The sequence below is a fragment of the Candidatus Poriferisodalis sp. genome, from assembly GCF_965208555.1.
Lineage (GTDB): Bacteria > Actinomycetota > Acidimicrobiia > Acidimicrobiales > Poriferisodalaceae > Poriferisodalis.
In genome coordinates this window covers 3,269,437-3,295,440 of sequence record NZ_OZ242342.1, presented here as the reverse complement: position 1 = coordinate 3,295,440, position 26,004 = coordinate 3,269,437, and the positions used below count along the sequence as shown (strand labels likewise).

Sequence of the window (26,004 nt, the reverse complement as noted above, 5' to 3'; positions counted from 1 at the left end):
CGTCCAATCGCTATGTCCTCTTCGCCTCAAGATGCTGACTCCATGAACACTGGCTCGAAGATCGTCTACACCCACACCGATGAGGCCCCGGCACTCGCCACCTACTCGCTGCTGCCGATCATCACGGCATTCACCGAGGCTGCCGGCGTCGACGTCGAGACCCGTGACATCTCGCTCGCGGGCCGCATCCTGGCCGTGTTCAGCGACCTGCTCGAGCCCCACCAGCGAACCGGCGATGCGCTGAGCGAACTCGGCGAGTGGACCCAACATCGCAGCGCCAACATCATCAAGCTGCCGAACATCTCCGCCTCGGTGCCCCAGCTCAAGGCCGCCGTCGCCGAGCTGCAGTCGAAGGGCTACGCGGTCCCCGACTATCCCGACGATCCCGCCGACGCATCCGAGCGCGAGATCCGCGAGCGGTATGACCGGGTCAAGGGCTCGGCAGTGAACCCCGTGCTGCGCGAGGGCAACTCAGACCGCCGAGCCCCCCGTGCGGTCAAGGAATACGCCCGGCAGTACCCGCACTCGATGGGCGCCTGGTCGCCCCAGAGCCAGAGTCACGTCGCCACGATGTCTGCCGGCGACTTCCGGTCCAACGAGCAGTCTGCGACAGTGCCCCGGGCCGGCTCGCTGAGCATCGAGCACATCGACGGCGACGGCAACGTCCGCTTGATGCGCAAGGTCGCCGTCGACGCCGGCGAGGTGGCGGACTCCACGTTCATGTCGGTCGCCGCCCTGCGCGAATTCCTCGACACCCAGATCGCCGACTCCCGCTCGTCGGGTGTGCTGTTCTCGCTGCACCTCAAGGCCACGATGATGAAGGTTGCTGACCCGATCGTCTTCGGGCACGCAGTGCGGGCCTTCTTCGCTCCCGTGTTCGAGCGGCACGGAGAGGCGCTCGCAGCAGCCGGGGCTGACCCGAACGACGGCTGGGCAAATGTGCTCGCCGCCGTCAAGTCACTGCCTGCTGCAGCGCGCGAAGCAGTCGAGGCCGACATCGCCGCGGTGCTCGACGAAGGGCCGGGGCTGGCGATGGTCGACTCGGACCGAGGCATCACCAACCTGCATGTGCCGAGCGACGTCATCGTCGATGCGTCGATGCCGGCGATGATCCGTGCGTCAGGCCAAATGTGGAACGCCGAGGGCAACCAGCAGGACACCAAGGCCGTCATCCCCGACTCCAGCTACTCGGGCGTCTTCCAGGCGGTCATCGACGACTGCCGCAGGAATGGCGCGTTCGATCCCACGACGATGGGCTCAGTGCCCAATGTGGGCCTGATGGCGCAGAAGGCCGAGGAATACGGCAGCCACGACAAGACCTACGAGGTGGACGCACCGGGGATCATGCGCGTCGTCACCGAATCCGGTGAGGTGCTGACGAGCCACCAGGTCGCCAAGGGCGACATCTGGCGCATGTGCACCACCAACGACGCAGCCATCGCCAACTGGGTGGACCTGGCGATCGAGCGGGGGCAGCTCACCGGGGCCGCCGTGGTGTTCTGGCTCGATTCGGGACGGCCTCACGACGCCCAGCTCATCTCCAAGGTCGATGCCCGGCTTGCCGAGCGCCGGTCCGCGGACCCGACGATCGGCGATCTGGACATCCGCACTCTGGCGCCAGCCGAGGCGTGCCGTTTCTCGCTGGAACGCATCCGGCACAGTGAGGACACCATCTCGGTGACCGGCAACGTGCTGCGCGACTACAACACCGACCTGTTCCCGATCCTCGAATTGGGCACCTCGGCCAAGATGCTGTCGGTCGTACCGCTCATGGCCGGCGGCGGTCTCTTCGAGACCGGAGCCGGGGGTTCGGCGCCCAAGCACGTGCAGCAGATGGTGGCCGAGAACCATCTGCGCTGGGACAGCCTCGGCGAATTCCTCGCGCTGGCCGTCTCGCTCGAGCATCTGGCCCGTGTCGCTGGCAACACCGCTGCTCAGCTGCTGGCCGACACGCTCGACGCCGCCATCGGCACGTGGCTGGCCGAGGGCCGCGCTCCGAGCCGCCGGGTCAACGAGCCCGACAACCGGGCCAGCCACTTCCACCTCGCCAAGCACTGGGCCGACGAGATGGCCCGCCAAGGATCAGATGCCGACCTAGCCGAGCGGTTCGCCCCGCTCGCAGCGGCACTGGCCGTCAACGAGCACCAGATCATCGCCGAGCTGGTGGAGTGCCAAGGCGTGCCGGTCGATCTCGGCGGCTACTACCTGCCCGATCCTGCGCTCGCCGAAGCCGCCATGCGGCCCAGCACCACCTTCAACGAGATTCTCGACAGCTTCCGCAACGGGTAGCCGACGGTCAGGTGTCGAGCTCGGCCAGTCCGCCGGGCCCCAGACGACCGGCGTCCCGGTAGGCCGCCAGCTTGTCCCGGCTGTCGGCGATGTCCAGGTTCGCCATGGTGAGCTGACCGATACGATCGCTTGGACCGAACGCAGCATCCTCCACTCGCTCCATCGACAGCCGGTCCGGCTCGTAGGTCAAGTCTGGACCAGTGGTGTCCAGGACCGAGCAGTCGTCACCACGGCGCAGCCGCAGCGTGACCTCGCCAGAGACGGACGAGCCCACCCAGCGCAGCAGCGAATCGCGCAGCATCAGCGCTTGGGGATCGAACCAGCGACCCTCATAGAGCAGTCGGCCCAAGCGACGGCCCATGGTGCGGTAGTTGTCGATGGTGGCCTCGTTGTGAATCGCCGACAGCAGTCGCTCATACGCGATGTGCAGCAGCGCCATGCCGGGCGCCTCGTAGATGCCGCGCGACTTGGCCTCGATGACGCGATTCTCGATCTGGTCGCTCATGCCGAGCCCGTGCCGTCCGCCGACGGCGTTCGCTTCGAGCACCAGTGCTACGTGGTCGCTGCCTTCGGCACCGTCTGCGTCGAACGTCCGACCGCCGATGGCCACCGGCCAGCCGCCGGCGAAGCGGATCGTCACGTCCTCGGTCTCGATATGGACTGCCGGGTCCCAATGCGCCACGCCCATGATCGGCTCGACGATCTCCATCGACGTGCCCAGATCCTCCAGTTGCTTGGCCTCGTGGGTGGCGCCCCAGATGTTGGCGTCGGTCGAGTACGCCTTCTCGGTGGGGTCTCGGTACGGCAGGCTGCGCGACACCAGGAACTCGCTCATCCCGGCCCGGCCGCCCAGCTCGTCCACGAACGCGGCGTCCAGCCAGGGCTTGTAGATGCGCAAGCCGGCGTTCACCAGCAGGCCGTAGCGGTAGAAGCGCTCGATGTCGTTGCCTTTGTAGGTCGAGCCGTCGCCCCAGATATCCACGCCGTCGTCGGCCATCGCGGCCACGAGCATCGTGCCCGTCACCGCGCGGCCGAGCGGCGTCGTGTTGAAGTAGGTGCGGCCGGCGGTCGAGATGTGGAAGGCCCCGCACTGCAGCGCCATCAGCCCCTCACGCACCAGCTCGGCACGGCAGTCCACCAGGCGCGCCGCCGCTGCCCCGTAGTCGAGGGCCCGCTGCGGCACGCCCGCCAGGTCCGGTTCGTCGTATTGGCCGAGGTCGGCCGTGTAGGCGCACACCTGTGCGCCTCGCTCGGTCATCCACGCCACCGCGGCCGACGTATCCAGCCCGCCGGAGAACGCGATGCCCACCCGCTCGCCGGCGGGAAGCTCGGCCAGCACGCGCGAACCGCCGCCAGACGCAGGATCATTCGTCGGACTGTTCGGCATGGGCAACAACGGTACGGCTTCAGACTCCCGGATCGGCCCTGCATTTCGACTGGCTCCGCGCAGTCCCTCACTGCGTGACGATCGCGCTGCGCGTACGCTCCGCCACGAAGAGGTGACTCATGAGCGACGGCGAGGCGACAGGCACGATGAACGGCACTGCCACCGGCCAATCCATTGCCGAGATGCTGAGCGAGATGGTCCGCATCCCCAGTGTGAATCCGCTGCACCACGGGCCGCGTTCGGGCACCGTCGCCGAGGCCGACATGGCCAACTGGGTGGCGGAGCGAGCAGCAGCGTTGGGAGCCGAGGTAGAACTCGACGAGGTCGAGCCCGGTCGCCCCAACGTGTACGCCCGATTCGCCGGTCAGACCGAGCGCATGCTCGCTGTTGACGTGCACCTCGACACCGTCGGCGTCGAGCACATGGAGGGCGATCCCTTCGACGGCCGCATCAGCGAAGGACGCGTCTGGGGGCGGGGCTCAGTCGACACCAAGGCGACCATGGCCGTGGTGCTCGCTGTACTGGGCGAGATGGTCGCCTCCGATCGCCAACCGATGTGCACCATCGAGCTCGTTGGCACAGTGTCGGAGGAAGGCGGCGGTCTGGCGGGCGCAGGGGCATACCGGGATCGCCTGCTCGAACGCGACGAACGCCGCGAGCAGATCGTCGTCGCCGAGCCGACGATGTGCGTCCCGGTCTACGGGCACAAGGGCGGCCTCGGCCTGGAAGTCGAGGTGGAGGGGCGTGCAGCTCATTCGTCCAAACCCCACCTCGGCATCAATGCGCTGTCCGCAGGCGCCCGGATCATCGCCGCCATCGACGCCGAGCAGGAGCGCTTGGCGAGTCAGCGCGAGGTCGGTGTGCTCGGAGCCGGCACGGTGTCGGTCAACGAGATGGGCGGCGGGCGGGCGCGCAACATCATCCCCGACCATTGCGAGCTGTACGTCGGAAGGCGCATCTCCGACGGCGAGGATTACCAATCCGAATTCGCTCGCCTCACCGAATTGGTGCGTGCTGCAGCGCTGCCGGCGCGCGTGAAGGTTCAGCTGGCGAACGACATGGGCGAGAACGCCTTCTTTCAGGCCCCCGGCAGCGACCTGGTCACGGCACTCGCGGAGATGTCAGGCAACAGCCCCGCCGTCGCCGACTTCGGCACGAATGCGCTGCGCTACGGCGAGGTGGCCGACCAGATCGTGGTGTTCGGCCCGGGTTCCATCGATCAGGCCCACCAAGCGATCGAATGGGTCGAGATCGCAGAGCTCGAACGAGCGGCGAACGTCTACCGCCAGCTGCTCGCCCGCTGAGCGTCGGTGCCGCCTGATCAGCCGGGCTGGTCAGGCTGGGCGGGCGGAAATGAAAACTGGGATCTCGCGATCTGTCTTGGCTTGGTATTCCGCGTAGGGCGGGAAGGCCTCGACACAGCGCTCCCACCACTCCTCGCGCTCGGTCCCGCCGATGAGTCGCACGGTCGTCTCGAAGGGCTCAGGGCCATCCTGAATCAGCACAGTCGGATCAGCCATGAGGTTGTGGTACCAGCCAGGATGTGCCGGTGCCCCACCCTTGGACCCGACGATCGCGTACTCGCCCTCGTGCTCGACGCGCATCAGCGGAACCTTGCGCACGAGGCCGGTGCGGTGCCCGACGGTGGTCATCACGATGATCGGCAGCCCCGTGTCGCGCAGCGTGTTGGCGTCGCTGCCGTCCGACGCCTCGTAGGCATCGGCCTGCTCCTTCACCCAGTCCCACGTACTGGGTCCGTATTCGCCATCGAACTTCTCGCTGTGTGCCATGCCGGGCAATCTACGAGGCGAAGCCCGCGCCCGAGCGGCCCGCTGAAATGCGTTCGCCTGTCAGGTGTGCGACACGCCTACGATCCACAGCGTGCAGATCATGTCCGCGCTGTTCATCGAGCACTTCGACATGCGCCAGGCAGCGGGCGGTGCTGCCCGCATCGACCTGGGCGGCGTGCACTTCTCGATGGCTGCCCCCGGGCCGTTCCCCGTGACGATCAACCCGCACATGCTGGTGCTGGTGCGCTGCCCCGCGTCGCACACCGGACTGGCAGCGCTGGAGGTGAGATTCATGCGTGGCGACGAGCAGGTCGCGCGCAACGTGCAGCCGCTCAGCGTCGAGCCCGGGAAGTTCGGCTACAACCTCGTGCAAGCCGAGCTCAGCTTCGACGAGCCGTCGACGATCGAGGCCCACTGCCGCATCGACCAGGGCGATGTCGTGGTGGTCCCCTTGACCATGAACCCTCCCGCGGAGGACTCTGAGCCCCCTGCACCTTCGTCGGAGCCGGCCACCGGCGGGTGGACCGGGACGCCTGCCGAGCAAAGCGGCTAGCCGGGTCGTCCTGCAATGCCATTCACCGTCGGGCTGTCCCAGCACTCCGATCCCGGCATGGCGACCGGTGAGATCGTCGGCCGGGTGCTCGAGTCATTGGGCGCGCAACCCGACGTGGCGCTGCTGTTCACCTCGGGAGAGCACCTGGCGAACACCGACGAGATCGCCGCCGCTGTCTCCGAACTCCTGAACCCCGGCGCGTTCATCGGCACGACAGCGTGCTCCGTTGCCGCCGGCGAGCGCGAGATCGAAGAAGAGACTGCCGCAGTGCTGTGGGCCGGGAGCCTCGGTTCGGGGAAGAGGCGGCGAGCGCGCGCCGTCCAGCTGTCGGGAGTGCCCGATCCGGCAGTCGATGACGATGCACTCACTGCCGCTCTCGACGAAGTCGATGCCGCCAACAGCCCCTCGATGATCGTGCTGGCCGACCCGTACTCCTACCCCGTCGACGCGGCGCTCGTGCACTGGGCCGAGAGATGGCCGCACATGAGCGTGCTCGGCGGCCTGTCCTCCGGGGCAGCGATGCCAGGGGGCAATCGCATCGTGGTCGACGGCGGTGTGCACCGGTCGGGCGCTGCGGCGCTCATCGTGGGCGGCAGCGTGACCGTCACCCACTTGGTATCGCAGGGCTGCCGACCAATCGGTCAGCCCTACATCATCACTGAGGCGGAGGGCAACGTCGTCCGGTCGCTCGGCGGACTGCCGCCGTTCGAGCGACTGCAGCAGACGTTCGAAAAGCTGGATTCCGCCGACCAGCATCTGGTGCAGCGGGGCCTGCACGTCGGTCGGGTCACCGATGAACGAAAGATCGACTTCGAGCGCGGCGACTTCCTGATCCGCGGCGTACTCGGCGCGGACCGCGAGAGCGGCGCTATCGCCATCGGCGACGAGGCACCGATCGGCGCCACCGTGCAATTCCATGTACGAGATGCGCGTACCGCCGACGAAGACTTGCACGCCGCGCTCAGCAACAGCGCGCCAGGCGCCCGCGCAGCCTCGGGAGCGCTGCTGTTCACCTGCAACGGCCGTGGCACCCATCTGTTTGAGACCCCGCATCACGACGCCTCGGTGCTCGCCGAGCACCTCTCTGCCGAGGTGGCCGGCATGTTCTGCGCTGGCGAGATCGGACCGGTCGGCGCACGCTCGTACGTGCACGGTTTCACCGCCTCGATGGCGCTGTTCTCCGACGGTGACGCGCCATGATGAACCGAGCGTCATGAACACCACTCTTGAAGCCCGGCAGATCAACACCATCCGGGCCCTGGCCATGGATGCCGTCATGCGTGCCCGCAGCGGCCACACCGGCACCGCAATGGCGCTGGCACCCCTCGCGCACGTGCTGTTCACGCGCGTCCTGCGCTACGACGCCGCGGCGCCGGAGTGGCCGGACCGCGACCGGTTCATCCTGTCGGCTGGACACGCCTCGATGCTCGTCTATGCCATGGCGCACCTGGTGGGCTATGGCGTCACGCTCGATGACATCCGCTATTTCCGCCAGCTCGGATCGATTACGCCCGGCCACCCCGAACACGGCCTCACCCCCGGCGTGGAGGTGACCACCGGCCCCTTGGGACAGGGATTCGCCAACGCCGTCGGCATGGCGCTCGCTGAGCGCGGCCTGCGCTCCCGCCTCGGCGCGGACCTGGTCGACCATCACACCTACGTCATCGTCAGCGACGGCGACCTCATGGAGGGCATCAGTCACGAGGCAGCATCGCTCGCCGGCCACCAGCAGCTCGGCCGCCTGATCGCGGTGTACGACGACAATCGCATCACCATCGACGGCGAAACCGATCTGGCGCTCAGCGACGACGCTGCCCGTCGCTTCGAGGCATACGGCTGGCACGTCGCCGATCTCGGCGAAGCGGCCGAGGACATCGATGCTCTCGAGCGGGCGCTGCGTGAAGCGGCCCTGGTCAGCGATCGGCCCTCAATGGTCATCGTGCGGAGCCACATCGGGTACCCGATGCCGACGGCAGCTGACACCTCGGCGGCCCACGGCGCGATCACCGACGCCGACGAGATCGCCGCCGCCAAGCGGGCGATGGGCATGGACCCAAATGCCACCTTCGTAGTCGATGACGATGTCGCACAGGCCTATGCAGGCGCCGGGACTGGCGGTGCCGCCGAGCGCCGCGACTGGGAAGCTCGGTTCGCTGCCAGCGGGCACGACCGCGCCTGGCTCGACGCGCTCTGGTCGGCTGGAGCGGTGGGCGGCCGCCTCTCGGAGCTCCCGGCGTTCGAAGCCGGCACCCAGATGGCGACCCGTGTCGCCGCCAACCGCGTCTTCGACGCGTCGCTGGACTCCGTGCCCGCTCTCATCAGCGGCGGGGCTGACCTCACCGGCAACACCGGCACGAATGTGACCGCCGAAGTGCTGACAGCCGCCAATCCGGCGGGACGCAAGCTCTATTTCGGCGTCCGCGAGCACGCCATGGGCGCCGTGGCCAACGGCATGGCGTTGCACGGCGGCGTGCTGCCCGTCGTCGGCACCTTCCTGGTCTTCAGCGACTACATGCGTCCCGCCGTCCGGCTGGCGGCCCTCAGCGGCGCGAAGACCGTCTTCGTATGGACGCACGACTCCATCGGCGTCGGCGAGGACGGGCCCACCCACCAACCGGTCGAGCACATCGCATCGCTGCGGGCCATCCCAGGCCTGTGCGTGATCAGGCCCGCCGATGCCAACGAGACCTCGCAGGCGTGGCAGATCGCAGTTGAGCGAGACGGGCCCACCGCGCTGGTGCTGACGCGTCAGAACGTCCCCGTGCTCGACGGCACCGACCGCGACGCGCAGGTCGCCCGGGGTGCGTACGTCCTCATCGACACCCCGGCCCCTGCGGTCATTCTGGCGGGCACCGGCAGCGAGGTGCAGTGCTGCACGGCGGCCGCCGCGCTGCTCGCAGCAGACGGCATCGCCAGCTCGGTGGTGTCGATGCCAAGTTGGGATCTCTTCGAGGCCCAAGAACCTGAATATCGAGCCGCTGTGTTCCCCGGCGGCGTACCGGTACTGGGCGTGGAGGCGGCCTCAGCGATGGGCTGGGACCGGTATGCCAACGCCACGGTCACCATGAGTCGATTCGGCGCGAGCGCACCCGGCGAGGACCTCATGGACCACTTCGGCTTCACGGCACCGGCCATCGCCGACGCGGCCCGCGCCCTGCTCTAGAAAGAGACTGCGAAGCTTGATCTCAGAAGGCCCGATCTCAGGAAAATGATCATGATCGACGGCGGCAGCGGCAGAACCACGAACGGCAAGCTCAGCTCGCTGTACTCCGAGTGCGGCCAGAGCCCGTGGCTCGACAACCTGCGCCGGGGCTGGATCACGGGCGGCGAGCTCGACGCCTGGGTCGAGCAGGGCATCCGCGGCCTCACATCGAACCCGTCGATCTTCCAGAAGGCCATCGAGTCGTCGCCCGATTACGACGAGCAGTTCGGCGATCTCGTGTGCGGAGGCGTATCGGTTGACGACGCGTACTGGCAGCTGGTCACCAGCGACATCCGGGGCGCCCTGCGAGCGCTCGAAGGGGTCTACGCGGCAGCGGGCGGCACGGATGGCTTCGTGTCGGTCGAGGTGGACCCATCGCTCGCGCACGACACTGCAGCCACGGTCACGGCCGCTCGGGACCTGCACCAGGCCATTGCGCGGCCGAATCTGATGGTGAAGATCCCCGGGACGCTCGAAGGCCTCCCTGCCATTCGCCAGATGATCGCTGAGGGTCGCAGCATCAACGTGACGCTGATCTTCTCGGTGGCTCGCTACGAACAGGTTGCCGAGTCGTACCTGCAGGGCCTCGAGGACCGTGTCGCGTCGGGCGTGAGCGACCTGTCGGATGTGGCAAGCGTTGCCTCGTTCTTCGTGAGCCGCACCGACACCGAGGTGGATCGGCGGCTCGACGCTGTTGGCTCCACCAGCGCGCTGGGGCTGCGCGGGCGCACGGCAGTCGCACAGGCGCAGGCCGCATACGGTCGCTTCGGCGAGATCTTCAGCGGGCCGCGCTGGGAGCGCCTCGCTGCGCTCGGCGCGCAAGTGCAACGTCCGCTGTGGGCATCGACGAGCACAAAGAACCCCGCCTATCCCGACACGCTGTATGTCGACGAGCTCATCGGCCCGCACACGGTGAACACGATGCCCGACGCGACACTCGAGGCCTTCTGCGACCACGGCAAGCTGCGCCGCAGCGTGGACGCCGACCAGTCTGCGGCGCGCTACGTCCTCGACGCGGTGACCGCACACGGCGTCGATCTGGACCATGTCGCGGACGTGCTCGAGGCACAGGGCGTCGCAGCCTTCACCAAGAGCTTCGACGAGTTGCTGGTGTCGCTGCAGACCAAGGCTGATTCGCTCGCCTGACCTTCACCGGTCGAGTCAGTTGCAAACCGAAACTGACTCCTCTAGGGTGCGCGGCCGTGAAGACCGCCACGACGGGCCAGCCCAGCTGTTCCATCCAGGCAACCCTCGACATCGTGGGCGATCGCTGGACGCTGCTCATCCTGCGTGACCTGTTCCGCGGCGTGCGCCGGTTCAGCGGCATGCAGCACGACCTCGGCATCGCCCGCAACATGCTGGCCGACCGGCTCGGCCGGCTCGTTGACGCAGGCGTCGTTGCCAAGGTGCCGTACCAGCAGCGACCGGTCCGCCACGACTACGTCCTCACTCCCAAGGGCCTCGACCTGTCGAACAGCCTGCTGGCGCTGATGGCATGGGGAGACCGCTGGTGCCACGACGGCGAAGCGCCCACGGTGTTGGTGCATGCCGACTGCGGCACGCCGCTGGAGATCGCCACACGTTGCCCGGATTGCGACGAGCCCGTCAGCCCCACGCGCATTCGCAGCCTGGCCGGCCACGGCGATACGTCGCCCGCTCAACCGCCCAGCGACGCACTCGCCGCTACGGGGACTCCCCGAGTCTTCCAACAGCAGCCCACGAACGGAGGGGCCCAGTGAGCATCATGGAACCGTCGCACCGCGCCGAAGGCGCACCAGCCGGTCCGGCCAATGACCTGGCGGCCAACGGCGCGCCCACCAATGGCAGCGCCGTGGCGCCACAGCCGACGGCGGCGTCTTTGGCGCTCGCCGCGCTGCCGCTCGCCGAGCTTGCCGAGCGGGCAGCAGATGTACGCGACCAAGCCTTCGGCACGCGGGTGACCTACAGCCCGAAGGTGTTCATCCCGCTCACCATGCTGTGCCGCGACAAATGCGGCTACTGCACGTTCGCCCAGCCGCCGGCACGGCTCGACTCGCCGTATCTCACACCCGAGGAGGTGCTGGAGATCGCGGCCAGCGGTGCACGAGCGGGCTGCCACGAGGCGCTGTTCACCCTCGGCGAGCGCCCCGAGCTGCGCTACCCGGCAGCGGCAGACTGGCTGCGCACCCACGGCTGGGACTCCACGGTCGACTACCTCGTGGAGATGTGCCGCCTCGTGCGCGACGAGACCGGGCTGCTCCCCCACGCCAATCCGGGTGCCATGACAGCAAGCGAATTGGCATCGCTGCGCGAGGTCGCGCCGAGCCAGGGGATGATGATCGAGTCGCTGAACCCGCACCTCGACTGCCACCGGGGCTCGCCCGACAAGGAGCCGGCCCGGCGCCTGGCGACCCTCGAGGCAGCTGGCGAGCTGGCCATCCCCTATACGACCGGCATCCTCGTCGGCATCGGCGAATCGCTGCCCGACCGGCTGGCAGCGCTTGAGGCCATCGCCGCGAGCCACGCCCGCTGGGGCCACATCCAGGAAGTCATCGTGCAGAACTTTCTGCCCAAGGCGGGCACGTCCATGCACAACATGCCCGCCTGCCCGCCCGACGAGTACGCACAGGCCCTCGCGTTGGCGCGCCTCATCCTTCCCCCGGACATTCACCTGCAGGCGCCGCCGAACCTCTCTGACGACTTCGGCGGCCTGCTGGACTGCGGCATCGACGACTGGGGCGGCGTCTCGCCGATCACCGCCGACCACGTGAATCCTGAGCGCCCGTGGCCGGCACTGGACCGGCTGCGCGAGGTCACCGAAGGCCGCGGCTTCACGCTGGCACCCCGGCTCACCATCTATCCCGAGTTCGTGTACCCAGGCGGTGCGCATCCCACATTCGCCGTCGAACAGCACCCATGGCTCGCCGACGGCAACCGCTTCGGCGTTCTCGACCGGGCCGACGCCGAGGGGCTCGGCCGTGACGACCCCGGCAGCCAGATGCCAGAGCGGACGATGGAGAATCTCGACGCCGGCTCGGGTGCGGACGTGCTGGTGGCCGACGAGAACTCCACCCAGTGGTACTCAGGCGGCGCCGGTCATCGGCCCATGAACATCATGGACGGCCGCTCCTTCGCCCGCGGGGCCGTGCGAGAGGTGCTCGACGGCGTGATGGCCGGTCAGCAGGTGGGCCACGACGAGATCGTCACGCTGTTCGGGGCGCGCGGGCCCGAGGTAGTCGCCATCGGCGAAGTCGCCGACGAGCTGCGCCGCGAAGCCGTGGGCGACATCGTGACTTGGGTGCACAACCGCAACATCAACTACACGAACGTCTGCACGTTCAAGTGCAAGTTCTGCGGCTTCTCCAAGGGGCCCCTGTCGCTGAACCTGCGGGGCACGCCCTACATGCTCACGCTGGCCGACATCCAGGAGCGAGTGATCGAGGCTGCCGAGCTCGGCGCCACCGAGGTGACGCTCCAAGGCGGCATCCACCCCAGCTTCGACGGCGACTACTACATCGATGTTTGCCGGGCCATTCACGATGTCGTGCCCGACATGCACCTGCACGGCTTCACAGCCCTCGAGGTCATCGAGGGCGCCAAGCGGCTCGGCGAATCGCTTGTGGACTACCTCATGCGCCTGAAGGAGGCGGGCTTGAAGTCGCTGCCCGGCACTGCGGCGGAGATCCTCGACGACTCGGTGCGGGCGGTGCTGTGCCCCGACAAGATCAACACCTCCGAGTGGCTCGAATGCCATGAGGCGGCGCACGCCGTGGGCCTGCATTCGAACGTCACCATCATGTTCGGGTCGATCGAGCAGCCCGAGAGCTGGGCGAACCACATCATCGCAACACGGGAGCTGCAGAAGCGAACGGGCGGGTTCACCGAGTGGGTGCCGCTGCCGTTCGTGCACATGGCCAGCCCCATCTACCTGCGCAAGGGAGCCCGTCGGGGTCCGACATTCCGCGAGACGCTGCTCATGCACGCGGTGCCGCGGATCGCCTACCGGGGACTCATCGACAATGTGCAGGTGTCGTGGGTGAAGATCGGTCCCCCGGGCGCGCAGCAGATCCTGCGGGCGGGCGCCAACGACTTGGGCGGGACGCTGATGGACGAGAACATCTCGCGCGCTGCGGGCGCACAGCACGGCCAGGGCCTCACCGAGCAAGACTTCCGCGACCTGGCCGAGCCACTCGGACGTCGCACACGCCAGCGGCTCACCGGCTACCAGAATGCCGACGGCGCTCCCGAAGTGCGCAGCCGTGTGCTGCGACCCACCGACAACGCCACCGACCGCAAGCTCATCCCGCTCGAATCGCTCGGCAGTCGCGTCTAGCGACAAATGGGTGGGGCGTACGCTGCGCCTGAGATGAAGTCTCCTCTCTCGCGCTCTGTCGCCGCCGGTGTCTTGCTCGTGGGCGTTGCGCTGATCGTCTGGACGGCAGTCGGCGATCCTGACGACGAACCAGGCGTCACCGAAACCGCAAGCACGCCGACTGTGGTTCCGCGAGCCGATCCGAGCGATGCGCCCACCACCACTGCGACGGTCGAGGCTGCGGCTCTCGACACTGCAACCTCGGTGACGGCTGCTCCGACATCGACCACCACGACAACCGAGGCGCTCGAACCCATTCCTGTACTGGGGACCGCGTTCACCCTCAGCAAGCTCGACGGGTGGTTGAACACCGAGGCCACCTCTCTGGAGGAGATCCGAGCGCAGAACACCCTCACGGTGGTCCAGTTCTGGACCTTCGGCTGCCGGAACTGCAAGAAGACGCTCGACGCTCTGGGCCAGCTCCACGCCGATTTCTCGGACCGCGGCGTCGAAATCGTGGGCGTCCACGCCCCCGAGTTCGCCTATGAGGCCGACGTGGACAACATCATCGAGGCCGCTGCCGAGCTCGGCGTGGTGTGGCCCATCGCCCTCGACACGACCAAGTACAACTTCCATGTCTGGCAGGAAGGCCCAACCGGCTACTGGCCCCGCGTCTACATCATCGACGGCGACAACCAGATCCGCTTCGACCGCAGGGGCGACGGTGCGCACACCTACCGGGAGCTCTACGCAACCGTCGAGCGGCTCCTCGCGGAGACCTGACCGCCCCGCCGGAACGACAGGGGGTTCGCTGTGAGCACACTCATCGACACCCTCACCGAGGGCATCGGGGTGATCACCTGGGCTTGCACGCTCACGGCGCTGGTGCCAGGGCTGGCGCTCGTGCTGGTGGCCCGCAAGGCGCGGCTCACCGTGGCGCTGTACTACACCGCGGGCGCAGCGCTGCTGGCATGGGCGCAAGCAGCGGGCTATTGGTGGGTCGCGGCACGGGGCATGGCCGTGGTGATCGCTGGCTTCGTCGCGGCCGGCACCTACGTCGCGGCTTGGCGGGCGCCCGGACATTCATCGCCGCTCGCCACCGGCGCGGGCGTTGTGGGCGGAGCATTGGCGGGCTGGCTGTGGCGACCCTGTGTGGGCGAGCGGCTGGGCGACATCCTCAACGACGCCTCCGCCGCCGGCCCGCGGACACTCGGACTCATGGCGGTGTACATGGTCGGCGTTCTGCTGCCGCTGATCTTCCTCGCCGTGGCTCCGTACGCGCTGCCCGCCATCGGCAGAGCGCTGAACCGGCTGCCGTTCGCCCTCGCCGGCGCTGCGGTCGGCGCGGCCTACGCCGTGGCCCTGGCCATCGGCCAATACGACGACCTCATCGGCGAGCTGTACCGGATCTCAGCTGGCTACTGAGCAGCCCGCTCCTGTCCAGGTCAGTCGTCAACGGCGCTCGCGCCGGTGGATTCGCGCAGGATCGAGGCTGCCTTGTGCGCCGCGCGGCGAGCCCGGGTGACGCTGCGCTCGAGCCGTGCGCGCTCGTCGCTGGTGTCTGCGTCGGCAAGGGCGCCCTGCAGCAGCTCGATGCTCAGTTCTGCCAATCGCTCGGCAGTGTCGTCGAGCCGGTCGGCCAACTCGGTGATCTCGTCGTGCATGGTCTCAGTCCCCGGCGCCGTTCAGGTGATCGGCCACGATCTCGAGCGGGTGACGAACGTCGAGGCCCACGGCTCGCAGGTGCAGCGTGCAGCCGGGGTTTGCGCTGGCGACAACGCTCGCACCAGTGCGCTCGATCGCAGCCACCTTGCGCTCCCGGACGGCTCCAGCGATGTCGGGATGCTGCTGTGAGTAAGCGCCGCCCGCTCCGCAGCAGAGCCCGTCGTCATCCAGCTCGACGAGGTCGAAGTACCGGCCGAGCACCGTACGAACCGGCAAGTGCGCCTGCTGGACATGACGGAGATGGCATGGATCCTGCACGGCAATGCGCTCCCCGGGCGGCGGGACGTCGCCGCTGGGGGCGGTGCCGTTGTGGGCTGCATCGCGAGGCAGCGTGTCGATCCGTTCGGCCAGCCACTCGTGCACGTCCTGGACGCGTGCAGCGAAGCGGCGGGCCTCGTCAGTTCCGAGCAGGTGGCCGTATTCCTTCATGGCTGCCCCGCAGCCGGCCGAGTCGACCAGGATCGGGGCGTCGCCCGGCAGTGCCGCCATGGTCCGAGCCGCCAAGCGACGGGACTCGTCGCCCAGACCCGCGTGGGTGTGCAACGAGCCGCAGCAGGATGCCTGCGCCGGAGGCAGCGCGACGCCGGCGCCGGTGGCCTCGATCACCGACTGAACGGCCCGGTGCGTGTCGCGCATCCAAGCGTCCATGACGCAACCGGTGAACAGCCACACATCGTTCCCGCTCGGCCGCAGCGGCCGTTGGCGCAGCGGCAGGCGCGGCAGGCCTGCAGCTCCGCCGGCCAGGCGCCGAAGCGCCGGGATCCGAGCGAGCCACGCTGCCGCGCGCATCAGACCGGCCCGCTGTGCGAGCGCCAGCAGCCGGGAACCGGCTGCCAGCACGCGAGGCATGCCCAGCATCCGGTACGCGACCCGGCGCAGCCGCGGCTGGTAGTTGGACTGGGCAGCCAACGCCTCGCGGGTCACTTCCATCATGTGCCCGTAGTGCACGCCCGCCGGACAGGCCGTCTCGCAGCCACGGCACTGGATGCAGGCGTCCATGAACTCCACGAACGCCGGGTCGGCCTCGCCCCGCTCGGCGACATCGCGCATCAGTGCGATACGGCCGCGCGGCGATGCCGACTCCTCGCCGGTCACCCGGTAGGTCGGGCAGTGCGGCAGGCACATGCCGCACGCCACACACGACGCGAGCGTGTCGCTGTCGATGTCGAGCTGCAGCGGAAACGTGTCGGAAGAACTCACTGCGCCCGATTGTTCGCCCACGGGGCTCACTGTGCCCGATTGTTCGCCCACGCGGCTCACTGTGCCCGATTGTTCGCCCACGGGGCTCACCATGCCCTCCGGCCGGGGTTGAGCCGGTGGTCAGGATCCAGCCGTTGCTTGAGCCGGGACATCAGCGCGGCATTCGCCGACGGGACGTGGGCAGCCTGCACTGGTTCGGCACGATGCACCAAGCCGACACCGACTTCCGCAATCCACCCTCCGGGCGTGCCGGCGAGCGCTCGCAGTTCCGAGGGCTGCATCGACTCGCGCCCCGCGCTGGGGATCGGCGGCGGACCGTCGCACGCAGCGAACTCCACTGACTCCAGCTTGTTCGACTCTGCCGCGACATCAGCCGGGTCGCCCTCCAGCAGGATCCAGGCGTGCGAACCGTTCCACAGAATGCTGCTCGGCCGGTAGAGGAGGTCGAGCGCCGCGAACGGGTCGCCGTCGCCTTCCAGCCACTGCGCAGCGGACGGTATCGGCAGGGTCCGCAGGATCACCTCGGCCAGGAAACCCAAGGTTCCCAGCGAGCCCACCAGCAGGCGGGGCAGGTCGTAACCCGAGACGTTCTTGACCGTGGGGCCACCCGCAGTGACGACCTTGCCTGCGGCGTCGACGTGGCGCGTCTGCAGCACGAGATCGCGCACATGCCCGTAGCGAAGTCGCCGGTGCCCGCTGAAGCCGCACGCCAGCACCCCGCCCACCGTCGCCGCATCGTCGGCAGGGTCGAGCGGCACCATCTGGCCGGAACGAGCGAGATGTGCCGTCAGCTCGGCCACCGTCGTGCCGGCACCGCAGCGAACCGTCATCTCCGAAGGCTCGTGTTCCCACACGCCTGCAGGTGCACGGACCTCGCGCATCCCCGCAAGCGCAGCGCCGCCAACGCCCCAATGCGTTCGGGCGCCCACCACGGTGACCGGATCGTCGCCGCCGACCTCTCGAGCAAACGCGGTCACCTCCGCAGCAATGTTCGCCGCCAGGCTGGGCCCCGCTTCGGCCGCTCCGGCGCTCGCCCCTGCTGCCGGCGTGACGCCGGCGCTGCTCGGCTGTGAGCTCACACCCAAGCGCCTTCGGGCACATGCTGGTGGAACGAATCGCTGCAACGCGAGCCCGTCGGGATCACCTTGAGCGGGTTGGCGAACCCATCGGGATCGAACGTCTCCCGCACCACGTCCTGGGTGTACATGTCGTGGGCGCTGAACAGCATCCCCATGTAATCGCGCTTCTCCAGGCCGATCCCGTGCTCGCCGCTGAGCACCCCACCAGCCTCGATGGAGGCCGCAACAATGTCCCGGCCAGCGGCCTTCACCCGCTCGTCCACGCCGGGCTGGCGCCGGTCGAACGCCAGGATCGGGTGCAGGTTCCCGTCACCGGCGTGGAACACGTTCACGGCGATCAGGTCGTAGGCGTCGGCGATCCGGTACACCTTCTCGAGCACCTCGGTGAGCCGGGACCTCGGCACCACGGTGTCGTGCAGGTAGTAGTCGGGCTTGATCCGCGCCACCGCCCCGAATGCGTTCTTGCGGCCCTTCCACAGCAGCGCCCGCTCCTCGTCGTCAGCGGCGACTCGCACGTGGCCGACGTGGTGCTTCAGCGCCACCTCACGCACGATCTCCACGCCCGCCTCCACCCCGCCCGGCAGACCGTCCAACTCCACCAGCAGCACCGCAGCGGCCCCGGTCGGGTAGCCGGCGTGGGCGAACGCCTCCACGATCTCGATGGCGCGCTGGTCCATCATCTCCAGCGCGGAGGGCACCAGCCCGGCGGCGATAATCGCGCTGACTGCCGCCGAGCCTTCGCTGACATCGTCGAAGTCGAGCAGCAGCGTGCGCACCGAAGGAGCATTCGGGGTGAGGCGCACCGCGGCCTTGGTGGCGATGCCCATCGTGCCCTCAGAGCCCACAAACAGCCCTCGCAGGTCGAGCCCGGCCGGTTCGGCGTCCACGCCGCCGAGCACCGTGGTGTCTCCGGACGGCAGCACGACCTCAAGGGCTGCGATGTGCGCCGTCGTGACGCCGTACGCCAAGCAGTGGGGACCGCCGGAGTTGTTGGCGATGTTGCCGCCGATCGAGCACACCTGCTGGCTCGAAGGATCCGGGGCGAAGTGGAACCCCAGCGGCGTCAGTGCTCGCGACAGGTCCAGGTTCAGCACGCCAGGCTCGACCCAAGCCACCCGGTTGTCGGTGTCAACCTCGACGATGCGGTCCATCTTCGCCGTGGCAATCACCACCGGCCTGCCGACGGGCACGGCGCCCCCGGCCAAGCCGGTTCCCGAGCCACGGGCCAGGAACGGCCGGCTGTGGCGCCGGCAGATACGCACGATCTCGGCGACTTCGACGGCGGTTTCGGGCAAGCACACGATCGCCGGCGGGCTGCCTTCGATCGAGCCGTCCCGGCTGTACAGGCCGCGCTCGAAGTCGTTGTCGCGCGCCCGGTCGCCAATCAGGCCTCGCAGATCGGCAAGCAGGGCCGCATCGGCCGCCGAATCGACCTCAGGAGTCACGGCGCGACCGTACCGTAGGCTCAGCGCGGATGGCTTCTGATATCGATGCGGTGGGCTTCGATGGCGCGGGTCTCCGCGACGAGACCCGGGAGTGGCTGTCCCTGGAAGACCCGCACGAGCATCGCACCTGGCTGTTCGATGTGACGTTCCTCACGAGCGCCTGGACGTGCATCTACGGCGCCGGCTGCCCGGGGATTGACGACCTGCCGGCTCCCGAGCTGGCACTGGGCTGCTGCAGCCACGGTGCCTATCTCAACGGCGACGACGACCTGGCACACGTCCGGCAGATGATCGCCGAGTTGGACACCGAAATCTGGCAGCACCACTGCGATCCCGCAGAGGCACTCGCCCAGGACGGCGAGGGCTGGTGGCGCACCCGCGTCGTGGCCGGAGCGTGCGTGTTCGCGAACCGCCCCGATCACCCCGCGGGCGCCGGTTGCGCGTTCCACCTGCTGGCCGAGCGCACCGGCCGGCGGCCGATGGACACCAAGCCGGAGATCTGCTGGCAGGCACCGTTGCGCCGAGAGGACCACGAGACCGTCACCGGCCACGTCTACACAATGGTGCGGGAGTGGGAACTCCGTGACTGGGGCGGCCCCGATACCGATGTGGCCTGGTGGTGCACGTCCGCGCAGAGCGCCCACATCGGCGGCCAGCCCGTGTTCAGGGCGCTACGCGATGAGCTGACGGCGATCTGCGGTCCGGTGATGTATGCCGAGCTGCAGATCCAGCTCGACCAGCGCGTCGCTTCCGCCCAGCTGCTCCCCCACCCAGCAGTCCGGAGACCTCGCTGCTAGTCAGGCGCTCTCGCGCTGCGCAGCTCCTGTGTTGGCGTCAGACTCAGCGTCGGCGTCGGAATCGAAGTCGGCGTACTTCGCCTCGAGATCCGAATAGTCGTCGTACTTGTCGGCAAGATGGCCGTACTGGTCGTCGGGTGCCGACTCCTCGTCGATGAGGTCACGATCTCCGGGATCCACCCCGAAACGATCCGAATTGTCGAAGTCGTAGTCCTCGATGGTGAAACGCTCCGCCGTGGCCCGCTGGAACTTGCGAGCCTCCTCATAGCGGCGATGTCGACCCTTCTTCACCGTCTGGCTCCTCGTGCTCGACTGCGAGGCTTCGCTTGCCTGCATCCAGATACGCCCATACCCGCGCCGGGTATGGACCCTGTGTTCTACGAAGTGCCCTGCCACCCTACCGTTTGGGGCCCAATGCTGCGTGTAATTGGGCTGCCTGTCATTGGCGCTGCTCAGGCGCCCCGCCGGGACGCGATTCAAGCTGCAAGCCATCCGACGGATCAAACGCGAGAGCGGCCTCCCCGGCCAGCAGCGACCTGATCCCGTCGCCCACCACTTCAGCCCTCCAGCCGGAGCTCAGCCGCGACGTCCCGTCACCCGCGAGCAGCGCAGCTATGTCGGAGCGGGTCGCCAGCAAGCTGCGATCAATGCCCTCGGTGCGCGCCACCTCGTCCACCCAGGCACCGACCAGGGGAACCGCCGGCTGCAGCGCCGCCTCCACGTTGGGCCCGACAGACAAGGCACCGGCAGGGATGTCGCCCGGTTTCATGTCGAGGCCGCGCTTCACCTCGGCGATGATCCGGTCGCCGGCCGCCCCACGGAACTGGCTGCCGTCCACGCCTCGCAAGCCCCCGAGCTCGCTGATGCCGCGTGGCCGGCGCTGTGCAATCGACAGCAGCGCCATGTCTGACAGCACGAAGCGCACGGGAATGTCCCTGTCGCTGGCGGTTCGCTCCCGCCAGGCCGCCAGCCGGTACGCGACCGCCCGCTGAGATCCGCGCAACTGGCGTGCTCCCTTGATGCGGGTCCACGCTTGGGCAGGATCCGGCGGCGGACCGGGTGGGCGACGCCACTGCTCGCATTCGTCGAGCGCCCATTGCCAACGACTCCGGGCGGTCAGGCGGGAGCGCAGCTCATCGAGCAACGGGATCAAGTGGACCACGTCATCGGCCGCATATCGCTGCTGGGCCGTCCGCAGCGGCCGCTCGAACCAGTCAGTCAGGCGGTTGCCCTTGGCCAGCCGCACCCCGAGCAGTCGGTCCACCAGCGTCGCCAGCGACGGCGTGCTCATGCCCAGGAAACCAGCAGCCACCTGTGTGTCGAAGAGCCTCGACGGGATGGAGCCGCACTCCTGGGACAGCACCTCGATGTCCTGCGCACAGGCGTGCATGACCACCAGGACATCCGCCGCCAGCACAGCGCCCAGAACCGCTATCTCGGTCGTGGTGGGATCGACGAGGACGACCCTTTCGTCGAAGGCAACCTGGACCAGCGCAAGCTGCGGCCGGTAGCTGCGTTCCCGATGGAACTCGGTATCCACGGCCACGCGATCTGTCGCCAGCAGATCAGCAACCAGGGCCTCCAGGTCCGCTTGGGCGTCGACCCATTCGTACTGGGCAGACTCCCGGCGGGACGAGTCGCGGCGGCGCCGCTCGTCGCGGGGAGACATGCGCTTCACCTCGCTCCGGGCTGCCCAGCATCACGAGCCGCCAAGATCGCCTCGGCTGCAGCGAGATCGGCGGGCGTGTTCACGTTCAGGACATCAGACGCGGCCGCCGCCACAGTCGGGACGCTCTCGATGTCGATGGCAGCCTTGGGTCCTCGCGCACCGGCCTGCAGGCCGGTCCGCAGCATCGTGAGCGATTCGCGGGCGTAATGGCCGATGAGCGGTTCTGGGCGGTCGCTGCGAGCCAGCACCACCGGCGCGCCCGTGCTGTGGGCGCGTTCAATCAGAGCCGCGAGCAGTTCCGCAGGCACTGTCGGCACATCTGTCGGGCACACGAGCACATTGCCGTGGCGCTCCAGCGCATCGACAAGGCCCGCGAGCGGTCCTGCGCTCGGCGAGCTGTCGGGTTCGGCCACGAGGGGCGGCGGCGGATCGCCGCCTTGTGCCACGACCGGGTCCGCTCCCGCGGCCCTCAGGGCGTCGGCCACCCACAGCGCCAGTGGCCGCCCTGCCAGCACGAGGCCGGCCTTGTCGCTGCCCATGCGCGTGGATGCACCGCCGCACAGCACGACGCCGGCGGACCTCACGCCTGCGGCCACTCACCCGTCGATGGCTCGCCGCCCGGGTCGAGCTGCGTCAGGAAGCCGGCACACCTGTCGGCCTCGTCCTGCTCGCCGATCGCCTCAGCACAGCGCCCCAGGCCCAGCAGCGACCACAGGAAGCCGCTGTTGGTGTGCTCCGCCCAGCGGACGTAGCCGCTGCCGCGCCAGCCGGCGGCGCGCAGCGCGTCGAGTCCTCGGTGGTACCCGACCCGGCAATAGGCGTAGGCCTCGATGTGCCGGCCCTCGCTCGCCGCCCAGCGCCCGAGTTCCGACCAAGCCTCCAGCAGTCTCGGCCAGCGGGCTGCGACCTCCGAAAGCGCCGTGCCCCGTTCGGCCGCCGGCTGAGCCATCGCCGCTTCCCATGCCGCGACGGCAGCGGGAGGAGCCGGATCCAGCACTGTCTCGGGCAGGCCGCCCGGACGCAGGTCTATGGGTGTGGCCGCCATGCGTGGATCCTCGGGAAGCGTCGTACGAGCCACCTCGACTCTACTGAGCGCCTTGTCACTGGCCCGGGAGCGATCCCCGGGAGCCGCCGGGACGCTGCGTACTCTCTGATGGAGTGCTGCCCGAATGGCTCGATGCCGACCGTCTCAGCATCGCTCTGGTCGGCGGGATCGCCTCACTGGTGGTCGCAGCCATCGTCGTGCTCCGGTGGATGCGCAGGCTGGCGTTGGCCGTGCTGATCTCGGTGGTGCTGATCGGCGTCGCAGCGGTGCTGGCTGTGCAATGGTCGGGGTTGCGGGACTGCCAGGAGACCTGCTCGTGCGATGTCTTCGGCCGCACGGTGCAGGTGCCTTCCAACCCGCTGTGCGGGCCCGACCGCATCGACCCCGGCCGTATAGATGTCGATATCGACATCGACACCGGCTGACCCGCCCGGTGCTTCCCTCTCAGGGCACGCGCATGGCGCGCAGGTTGTCGGTGGCGTGTGTCTCAGGGCTCGAGCCCGACACCACCACGACCATGTCGCCGCTGCGGACGAGGCCGGTACGCGACGCTGCGTGCACCGCTTCGAGGGCTGATTCGGCAGGGGTCAATCGTTCACCGAAGACCAGCGGGCGCGTCCCCCAGGACAGCGAGAGCTGCATCGCAGTGCGAGGCTCGGGCGTGAGACCCAGCAGCGGCATCGACGGACGGAACCTGGCCATGCTGCGGGCGGTGAACCCCGACCGGCTCAGGCAGATGATGGCTTGAGCGCCCAGCTCGGTCGCCAGCCGTGACGCCGACTGGGTGATGCCGTCGGTCACGCGAAGGTAGTCAGCAGCGCGTTCGTCCAGCCGGCGCACCGACAGCAGCCGGTTCCACCACGCCTCGTAATCGAAACGCTCGTCGGCGCGCTCGGTGATGCGCGCCATCGTCCGCACGGCGTTCACCGGATCGTGGCCGATCGCCGTCTCGCCGCTCAGCATGACTGCCGAGGTGCCGTCGAACACCGCATTGGCGATGTCGGAGGCCTCGGCGCGCGTCGGTACGGGCGAATGCAGCAGCGACTCCAGCATCTGAGTCGCAGTGATGGCCGGCCGGCCGTGAGCGACGCAGGCCTCGATGATGCGCTTCTGCAAGTGAGGCAATTCCTCGATGTCGCACTCCGCACCCAGGTCGCCGCGCGCCACCATGACTGCCGAAGAGGACTCGATGATCCCGTCGAGGTTCTCCACAGCAGCATTGGTCTCGATCTTGGCCACCAGCAGCGGGCCGCGCGGATGGGGCTCGACGCCCAGGCGCCGCATGTCATGTGCCGAACGGACGAACGACAGCGCGACCATGTCGGTGCCCAGGTCGATGAATGTGTCCGCCAGCTTCAGGTCCTGGGGGGTCGGCGTGCTCATGCGCAGTTTGGACGAGTCGACATGCAGACCGGGTCGGCCTTCGAGGTGCCCGCCGTGCAGCACGCGGGTCTTGAGGGCGTTGGAGGCGCGGTCCTCGACCACCAGCACGACGTTGCCGTCGCCGAACGACAGCCGGTCACCCGGGCCCACGTCGGTCAGCAATCCCTCGTAGTCGACGACGAGCCGATCGGCGGTGCTGGCGTCGCCGTCAATGGCGAGCGTGAGCAACGCGTCTTGAGCGACGTCGCAGCCGCCCTCGGGGAACGGCTTGCAGCGCACCTTGGGACCCGGCAGGTCCACGAGGATCCCGATATGCCGTCCGGACTCTTCCGATACAGCGCGCAGCCGCCGGAACGTCTCGACCTGCTCGTCGAGCGAACCGTGCGCCAATCCGAGACGCCAGACATCGACGCCTGCTTCGATCATGGCTGTCATGGTCGCCTCGTCGTTGCAGGCTGGTCCGACGCTGGCGATGATCTTGGTCCGTCTTGCCATGTGTCACCACGGTACCGCTCCCGTCAAGGCACCCCATCATCGATTTCGCCAGCGCCAGCGCCAGATGCTGCGCCAGTCCGCACAGCCTCTAGGGTCACCCGCCGTGGAACTCGTCTTCGTCCGCCACGGCCAGCCCGAGCGAGTCGTGCGGCACGACGGTCAGCCTGCAGATCCACCCTTGTCGGAAACCGGTCAGCAGCAGGCCGCAGCGGTCGCCGGATGGCTCGCCGAGATAGGCATCGATGCGTTGTACAGCAGCCCGATGCGCCGGGCAGTGCAGACGGCCCAGGCGATCACCGAAGCGACTGGCCTCGAACCGGCAGTGCGCGACGGGCTGAGCGAGTTCGACCGTGACTCGCCGGCGTACGTGCCCATGGAAGTGCTCAAGGAGACCGACCGGGAGCGCTGGGACGAGTTGGCGACCGGCTCGTTCGGGGACGTCCAGCGCACCGCGCAGTTCATTGCCACGGTCAACCACGCCGTCGACCAGATCGTCGCCGACCACCGCAGCCAGCGGGTGGCGCTGGCGTGCCATGGCGGCGTGGTGAACGCCTATCTGGCGCGGTGCCTGGGTTTCGATCCGGACACGTTCTTGAGATTCGACGTGGATTACACCTCGGTCACGCGCGTGTTCGCGTCAAGTCACGGCCACCGCAGCGTGCTGTCGGTCAACGAACGCACCCACCTGCGGGGCCGTCCCGACCTAGCCATCGGCTTGTAGCCCGCGCTGCCGGTGCCGGCCCCCGGGCTGTGGCGGCCTAGTTCAGCTGTGCCCACAGGCGCGTCGCAGCGTGCCGCAGGTGCTCACCGTCACGGCCGTCGAACCGGTCTGCGGCGTCTTCCAGCGCTCGTGCACCCTCGTCGGGCCGTCCCAGCGTCGCGAGCGCTTGGCTGAGCCGCACGAACTCGTCGGGCGGGCAGCCCGGCAGCTTGGTCAACAACTCCAGAACGGCGAGCAGCGATGGCGCATCGGGCTGGCGCAGGTGCAGCGTGCGCAGGTTGTTCAGCATGCGCAGCAGGATCGCCTCGGGCGGTGTCGGCTGCAGGAACGAATCGTCGAATGCCTGACGTGATTCGAAGCGAGCGAAGATCGCAGCGGCGCCAGCCCGGTCGATGATGCAGCCGTCGAACGCATCGATGAACGCCTCCGGCTCGGGTGTGCCGACCAGGAAATGGCCTGGCATGCCGACCCCGTGCAGCATGACACCCGCCCGGCGAGCCACCTCGATGGTGACCACGGCAAGCGTGATGGGGATGCCGAGCCGTCGTGAGACGACCAGGTCCAGGTAGCTGTTCGCCGGATCTGCGAAGCGATCCCGGTTCGGACCGAAGCCCTCCTGGTCGAAGAGCAGCTCGACGACAGCGTCCGGGGTGGGCTCGCGCACCGAGGCACCCAGACGGTCCAGTTCGGCCAGCGCCGCAGCCTCATCCACCGGGTCCGACCGGCAGTGGGCGGCGATGGCCAAGGCCGCCCGGTCGAGCGGCACCGGCTCGCTGGCCGCCCACTCGGCGAACGCGTCCGCCGACGACAGGTGACTGCCGGACTGGCCTTCTGCCTCTTCGCCGTCTGACATCGACGTGACGGTACCGGTGACGGCGCCGCGCTCCATCTCCGAGGCTGAGCCCCGGGGCTCTGGGCCCATGCAGCGGGGAG

The 26,004-nt window shown here is 68.6% G+C and carries 25 protein-coding genes; 13 read left to right on the top strand and 12 right to left on the bottom strand.

Features of this window, described 5'->3' with window-relative positions; genetic code table 11:
* Nucleotides 1-42: 42 nt before the first annotated feature.
* Nucleotides 43-2,289 carry an NADP-dependent isocitrate dehydrogenase gene (locus tag ACOGXE_RS15110; RefSeq protein ID WP_419931721.1) on the top strand — a complete coding sequence of 749 codons (2,247 nt, stop codon included), beginning with the start codon at nucleotides 43-45 and terminating at the stop codon, nucleotides 2,287-2,289.
* A 7-nt stretch (nucleotides 2,290-2,296) separates the two neighbouring features.
* Here ACOGXE_RS15110 and argG read toward each other — a convergent pair whose 3' ends face one another.
* Nucleotides 2,297-3,676: an argininosuccinate synthase gene (gene argG, locus ACOGXE_RS15105; RefSeq protein WP_419931720.1), complete on the bottom strand. Its 1,380-nt coding sequence runs from the start codon at nucleotides 3,674-3,676 to the stop codon at nucleotides 2,297-2,299.
* 119 nt (nucleotides 3,677-3,795) lie between these two features.
* Here argG and ACOGXE_RS15100 point away from each other — a divergent pair, with 119 nt between their 5' ends.
* Nucleotides 3,796-4,980 carry a M20 family metallopeptidase gene (locus ACOGXE_RS15100; RefSeq protein ID WP_419931719.1) on the top strand — a complete coding sequence of 395 codons (1,185 nt, stop codon included), beginning with the start codon at nucleotides 3,796-3,798 and terminating at the stop codon, nucleotides 4,978-4,980.
* Nucleotides 4,981-5,010: 30 nt separating this feature from the next.
* Here the strand turns inward: ACOGXE_RS15100 and ACOGXE_RS15095 are convergent, their stop codons facing one another.
* The gene (locus tag ACOGXE_RS15095) at nucleotides 5,011-5,466 is read right to left on the bottom strand and encodes a nitroreductase family deazaflavin-dependent oxidoreductase (RefSeq protein WP_419931718.1); all 456 of its coding nucleotides are present in this window, start codon (nucleotides 5,464-5,466) and stop codon (nucleotides 5,011-5,013) included.
* A gap of 91 nt (nucleotides 5,467-5,557) precedes the next feature.
* On the opposite strand from ACOGXE_RS15095, the gene ACOGXE_RS15090 reads away from it, so the two are divergent.
* The 8 genes from ACOGXE_RS15090 to ACOGXE_RS15055 are packed head-to-tail and all read left to right on the top strand — an operon-like array spanning nucleotide 5,558 to nucleotide 14,937.
* Entirely contained in the window at nucleotides 5,558-6,019 is a 462-nt protein-coding gene (locus tag ACOGXE_RS15090; protein WP_419931717.1) for a hypothetical protein, read from the top strand.
* Nucleotides 6,020-6,034: 15 nt separating this feature from the next.
* A complete protein-coding gene (locus tag ACOGXE_RS15085) occupies nucleotides 6,035-7,219 on the top strand; it encodes an FIST signal transduction protein (RefSeq protein WP_419931716.1) in 1,185 nt (394 codons plus the stop codon).
* Nucleotides 7,220-7,232: 13 nt separating this feature from the next.
* Nucleotides 7,233-9,182 carry a transketolase gene (gene tkt, locus ACOGXE_RS15080; protein ID WP_419931715.1) on the top strand — a complete coding sequence of 650 codons (1,950 nt, stop codon included), beginning with the start codon at nucleotides 7,233-7,235 and terminating at the stop codon, nucleotides 9,180-9,182.
* A 51-nt stretch (nucleotides 9,183-9,233) separates the two neighbouring features.
* On the top strand, nucleotides 9,234-10,367 hold the full coding sequence (tal, locus tag ACOGXE_RS15075) for a transaldolase (protein ID WP_419931714.1): 1,134 nt from the start codon (nucleotides 9,234-9,236) through the stop codon (nucleotides 10,365-10,367).
* A 56-nt stretch (nucleotides 10,368-10,423) separates the two neighbouring features.
* Nucleotides 10,424-10,960 (top strand): winged helix-turn-helix transcriptional regulator, encoded by a 537-nt coding sequence (locus ACOGXE_RS15070; protein WP_419931713.1) that lies wholly within the window; start codon nucleotides 10,424-10,426, stop codon nucleotides 10,958-10,960.
* A gap of 5 nt (nucleotides 10,961-10,965) precedes the next feature.
* Nucleotides 10,966-13,533: a 5-amino-6-(D-ribitylamino)uracil--L-tyrosine 4-hydroxyphenyl transferase CofH gene (gene cofH / locus ACOGXE_RS15065; RefSeq protein ID WP_419933537.1), complete on the top strand. Its 2,568-nt coding sequence runs from the start codon at nucleotides 10,966-10,968 to the stop codon at nucleotides 13,531-13,533.
* Nucleotides 13,534-13,566: 33 nt separating this feature from the next.
* The gene (locus tag ACOGXE_RS15060) at nucleotides 13,567-14,295 is read left to right on the top strand and encodes a redoxin domain-containing protein (RefSeq protein ID WP_419931712.1); all 729 of its coding nucleotides are present in this window, start codon (nucleotides 13,567-13,569) and stop codon (nucleotides 14,293-14,295) included.
* Between the two features lie 30 nt (nucleotides 14,296-14,325).
* On the top strand, nucleotides 14,326-14,937 hold the full coding sequence (locus ACOGXE_RS15055; protein ID WP_419931711.1) for a hypothetical protein: 612 nt from the start codon (nucleotides 14,326-14,328) through the stop codon (nucleotides 14,935-14,937).
* Nucleotides 14,938-14,957: 20 nt separating this feature from the next.
* Here the strand turns inward: ACOGXE_RS15055 and ACOGXE_RS15050 are convergent, their stop codons facing one another.
* The 4 genes from ACOGXE_RS15050 to ACOGXE_RS15035 all read right to left on the bottom strand — a co-directional run bounded on the left by ACOGXE_RS15050 (nucleotide 14,958) and on the right by ACOGXE_RS15035 (nucleotide 18,961).
* On the bottom strand, nucleotides 14,958-15,176 hold the full coding sequence (locus ACOGXE_RS15050) for a hypothetical protein (protein WP_419931710.1): 219 nt from the start codon (nucleotides 15,174-15,176) through the stop codon (nucleotides 14,958-14,960).
* 4 nt (nucleotides 15,177-15,180) lie between these two features.
* Nucleotides 15,181-16,437 (bottom strand): (Fe-S)-binding protein, encoded by a 1,257-nt coding sequence (locus ACOGXE_RS15045; RefSeq protein WP_419931709.1) that lies wholly within the window; start codon nucleotides 16,435-16,437, stop codon nucleotides 15,181-15,183.
* 86 nt (nucleotides 16,438-16,523) lie between these two features.
* The gene (locus tag ACOGXE_RS15040; protein WP_419931708.1) at nucleotides 16,524-17,516 is read right to left on the bottom strand and encodes an FAD-binding protein; all 993 of its coding nucleotides are present in this window, start codon (nucleotides 17,514-17,516) and stop codon (nucleotides 16,524-16,526) included.
* Nucleotides 17,513-18,961: an FAD-linked oxidase C-terminal domain-containing protein gene (locus ACOGXE_RS15035; RefSeq protein ID WP_419931707.1), complete on the bottom strand. Its 1,449-nt coding sequence runs from the start codon at nucleotides 18,959-18,961 to the stop codon at nucleotides 17,513-17,515. Before ACOGXE_RS15035 ends, ACOGXE_RS15040 begins: the two co-directional genes overlap by 4 nt.
* 29 nt (nucleotides 18,962-18,990) lie before the next feature.
* On the opposite strand from ACOGXE_RS15035, the gene ACOGXE_RS15030 reads away from it, so the two are divergent.
* Nucleotides 18,991-19,758 (top strand): hypothetical protein, encoded by a 768-nt coding sequence (locus ACOGXE_RS15030; RefSeq protein WP_419931706.1) that lies wholly within the window; start codon nucleotides 18,991-18,993, stop codon nucleotides 19,756-19,758.
* Here the strand turns inward: ACOGXE_RS15030 and ACOGXE_RS15025 are convergent, their stop codons facing one another.
* The 4 genes from ACOGXE_RS15025 to ACOGXE_RS15010 form a co-directional block, all read right to left on the bottom strand.
* Complete coding sequence (locus ACOGXE_RS15025) at nucleotides 19,759-20,049, bottom strand: hypothetical protein (RefSeq protein WP_419931705.1); 291 nt, start codon at nucleotides 20,047-20,049, stop codon at nucleotides 19,759-19,761.
* 148 nt (nucleotides 20,050-20,197) lie between these two features.
* Nucleotides 20,198-21,427, bottom strand: coding sequence for a ribonuclease D (locus tag ACOGXE_RS15020; RefSeq protein WP_419931704.1), 1,230 nt, complete (start codon nucleotides 21,425-21,427; stop codon nucleotides 20,198-20,200).
* Between the two features lie 5 nt (nucleotides 21,428-21,432).
* Nucleotides 21,433-22,011: a molybdenum cofactor guanylyltransferase gene (gene mobA / locus ACOGXE_RS15015; protein WP_419931703.1), complete on the bottom strand. Its 579-nt coding sequence runs from the start codon at nucleotides 22,009-22,011 to the stop codon at nucleotides 21,433-21,435.
* The gene (locus ACOGXE_RS15010) at nucleotides 22,008-22,472 is read right to left on the bottom strand and encodes a DUF3151 family protein (RefSeq protein ID WP_419931702.1); all 465 of its coding nucleotides are present in this window, start codon (nucleotides 22,470-22,472) and stop codon (nucleotides 22,008-22,010) included. Before ACOGXE_RS15010 ends, mobA begins: the two co-directional genes overlap by 4 nt.
* A 113-nt stretch (nucleotides 22,473-22,585) precedes the next feature.
* Here ACOGXE_RS15010 and ACOGXE_RS15005 point away from each other — a divergent pair, with 113 nt between their 5' ends.
* A complete protein-coding gene (locus tag ACOGXE_RS15005) occupies nucleotides 22,586-22,897 on the top strand; it encodes a hypothetical protein (RefSeq protein WP_419931701.1) in 312 nt (103 codons plus the stop codon).
* A 19-nt stretch (nucleotides 22,898-22,916) separates the two neighbouring features.
* Here the strand turns inward: ACOGXE_RS15005 and pyk are convergent, their stop codons facing one another.
* A complete protein-coding gene (pyk, locus tag ACOGXE_RS15000) occupies nucleotides 22,917-24,350 on the bottom strand; it encodes a pyruvate kinase (RefSeq protein WP_419931700.1) in 1,434 nt (477 codons plus the stop codon).
* 103 nt (nucleotides 24,351-24,453) lie between these two features.
* On the opposite strand from pyk, the gene ACOGXE_RS14995 reads away from it, so the two are divergent.
* The gene (locus ACOGXE_RS14995) at nucleotides 24,454-25,071 is read left to right on the top strand and encodes a histidine phosphatase family protein (RefSeq protein ID WP_419931699.1); all 618 of its coding nucleotides are present in this window, start codon (nucleotides 24,454-24,456) and stop codon (nucleotides 25,069-25,071) included.
* Between the two features lie 37 nt (nucleotides 25,072-25,108).
* Here the strand turns inward: ACOGXE_RS14995 and ACOGXE_RS14990 are convergent, their stop codons facing one another.
* A complete protein-coding gene (locus tag ACOGXE_RS14990; RefSeq protein ID WP_419931698.1) occupies nucleotides 25,109-25,993 on the bottom strand; it encodes a SirB1 family protein in 885 nt (294 codons plus the stop codon).
* Nucleotides 25,994-26,004: the final 11 nt, after the last annotated feature.

What these genes read in the sequence shown, in the direction of transcription:
- cofH (WP_419933537.1), top strand. Translation starts at nt 10,966, where the DNA reads ATGGAACCGTCGCACCGCGCCGAAGGCGCACCAGCCGGTCCGGCCAAT.
- ACOGXE_RS15110 (WP_419931721.1), top strand. Translation starts at nt 43, where the DNA reads ATGAACACTGGCTCGAAGATCGTCTACACCCACACCGATGAGGCCCCG.
- ACOGXE_RS15050 (WP_419931710.1), bottom strand. Translation starts at nt 15,176, where the DNA reads ATGCACGACGAGATCACCGAGTTGGCCGACCGGCTCGACGACACTGCC.
- argG (WP_419931720.1), bottom strand. Translation starts at nt 3,676, where the DNA reads ATGCCGAACAGTCCGACGAATGATCCTGCGTCTGGCGGCGGTTCGCGC.
- ACOGXE_RS15030 (WP_419931706.1), top strand. Translation starts at nt 18,991, where the DNA reads ATGGCTTCTGATATCGATGCGGTGGGCTTCGATGGCGCGGGTCTCCGC.
- ACOGXE_RS15020 (WP_419931704.1), bottom strand. Translation starts at nt 21,427, where the DNA reads ATGTCTCCCCGCGACGAGCGGCGCCGCCGCGACTCGTCCCGCCGGGAG.
- ACOGXE_RS15095 (WP_419931718.1), bottom strand. Translation starts at nt 5,466, where the DNA reads ATGGCACACAGCGAGAAGTTCGATGGCGAATACGGACCCAGTACGTGG.
- ACOGXE_RS15100 (WP_419931719.1), top strand. Translation starts at nt 3,796, where the DNA reads ATGAGCGACGGCGAGGCGACAGGCACGATGAACGGCACTGCCACCGGC.
- ACOGXE_RS14990 (WP_419931698.1), bottom strand. Translation starts at nt 25,993, where the DNA reads ATGGGCCCAGAGCCCCGGGGCTCAGCCTCGGAGATGGAGCGCGGCGCC.
- tal (WP_419931714.1), top strand. Translation starts at nt 9,234, where the DNA reads ATGATCGACGGCGGCAGCGGCAGAACCACGAACGGCAAGCTCAGCTCG.
- ACOGXE_RS15060 (WP_419931712.1), top strand. Translation starts at nt 13,567, where the DNA reads ATGAAGTCTCCTCTCTCGCGCTCTGTCGCCGCCGGTGTCTTGCTCGTG.
- ACOGXE_RS15085 (WP_419931716.1), top strand. Translation starts at nt 6,035, where the DNA reads ATGCCATTCACCGTCGGGCTGTCCCAGCACTCCGATCCCGGCATGGCG.
- ACOGXE_RS15010 (WP_419931702.1), bottom strand. Translation starts at nt 22,472, where the DNA reads ATGGCGGCCACACCCATAGACCTGCGTCCGGGCGGCCTGCCCGAGACA.
- pyk (WP_419931700.1), bottom strand. Translation starts at nt 24,350, where the DNA reads ATGGCAAGACGGACCAAGATCATCGCCAGCGTCGGACCAGCCTGCAAC.
- tkt (WP_419931715.1), top strand. Translation starts at nt 7,233, where the DNA reads ATGAACACCACTCTTGAAGCCCGGCAGATCAACACCATCCGGGCCCTG.